The sequence below is a fragment of the Lewinella sp. JB7 genome, assembly GCF_024297185.1.
Taxonomy (GTDB): Bacteria; Bacteroidota; Bacteroidia; order Chitinophagales; family Saprospiraceae; genus Neolewinella.
Genome location: NZ_JANCTD010000031.1, coordinates 1 through 1,310, shown reverse-complemented (window position 1 = coordinate 1,310; position 1,310 = coordinate 1). Strand labels below are relative to the sequence as shown.

The 1,310-nt window shown below is 65.8% G+C and carries 1 protein-coding gene and 1 pseudogene; both read left to right on the top strand.

The window, feature by feature from the left end; translation table 11 throughout:
* Window positions 1–61 precede the first annotated feature (61 nt).
* Window positions 62–304 (top strand): annotated as a pseudogene (locus NMA52_RS18680) (helix-turn-helix domain-containing protein); the annotation flags it as partial.
* A complete protein-coding gene (locus tag NMA52_RS18675) occupies window positions 201–1,286 on the top strand; it encodes an IS630 family transposase (protein ID WP_254829229.1) in 1,086 nt (361 codons plus the stop codon). The pseudogene NMA52_RS18680 and the gene NMA52_RS18675, both read left to right, overlap by 104 nt.
* Window positions 1,287–1,310 lie beyond the last annotated feature (24 nt).

The following is a 1,310-nucleotide window of genomic DNA, read 5'->3' as shown; positions in this document are numbered from 1 at the left end:
ATTGAATTGCACATAATAAGGGGCTGCCGTGTTTAGTAGGATGATCTAACTCGATTGGCCTATGCCACGCCTCCAGGTATTTTGCACTCCGGAAGAACTGGCCGCCCTGGTGCGCTGCCGGGATACTCACCCCAAAGCCTGCGTACGTACCCGGGCCGCCGCGGTGATCAAGGTTCACCAGGGCCAGAGCGCCCGCCAGGTTGCGGCCTGCGGCTTGCTGCGTCGGTACAAGGAGCGAGCCGTGCAGCGATGGGTCAAGCGCTACCTCAGTCAGGGACTGGCGGGACTGGCTACGCGCCCGGGACGGGGGCGCAAGCCGGCTTTCCCCCCCGGCGGTGGCGGCGGCGGCAAAACTGCGCTGTGAAGTAGAAGGTTGTCTGGCGCAGCAGCCCCCGGCCACCGCCGCCGGCGCGGCGGCGGCGGCGGCGACCGGGGAGCAGCGCTGGAAGCTCCGGCTGATGGCCCGCCACATCCCCTGCTTCGTCGGGCGCCCTTTGAGCACCATTCAGCGCTGCCTGGCCGGCCTGGGGGTGAGTTGGCAGCGGGGCCGGCAGTACGTCCATTCCCCCGACCCCGATTACGCCGCTAAGGTGCACTACCTCATGACCACGATCGCGGGGCTCGACCCCGGCAAGGCGGTGGTCCTCTTCGCCGATCAGCTTACCTACTACAACCACGCCAGCGTCGGCTACAACTGGGCGGGGCACCAGCAGCAACCCCGTAGCCATACCGCCATCGGCTCGACGCGGAGTCGCCGGATTGCCGGCCTACTGGACCTGGCCGGCGGAGAGCTCACCTGCATCCACCGCGCCAAAACCACGGTGGTCAACCTGATCCAGCTCTACGAACTGGCCGTTGCCCGCTACCCGGGTAAGCGCCTCTACATCGTGGTGGACAACTGGCCGGTACACTACCACTGCGACCTGTTGGCCTGCCTGGAGCCCCAGCAATCCCCCTTCCCCCGGCGGGTGCCGAAAAGCTGGATCGGTCGGCAACCCCAGGCGAAGTACGCAAAGCGACCGGTCAAACTGCCCATCCAGCTCCTGAGCCTACCGACCTACGCCAGTTGGCTCAATCCCATTGAAAAGGTGTGGCGCAGACTCAAGGACCAGGTCCTGCACCTCCACGGCCAGGCGCAGGACTTCGCCGGTCTGCAGCAAACCGTAGTCGCCAAACTCGAGGAGTGGAGCGCACCGAACCGGCAGATGCTCGGGTACTGCGGGCTGCTGGCCACGCAAGGACTTTACTCCGAGGCCCGCAGGGCGTTCCTGGGAACAGACCCTTAATTAAGAGAAGCCCATGAGCCGGCG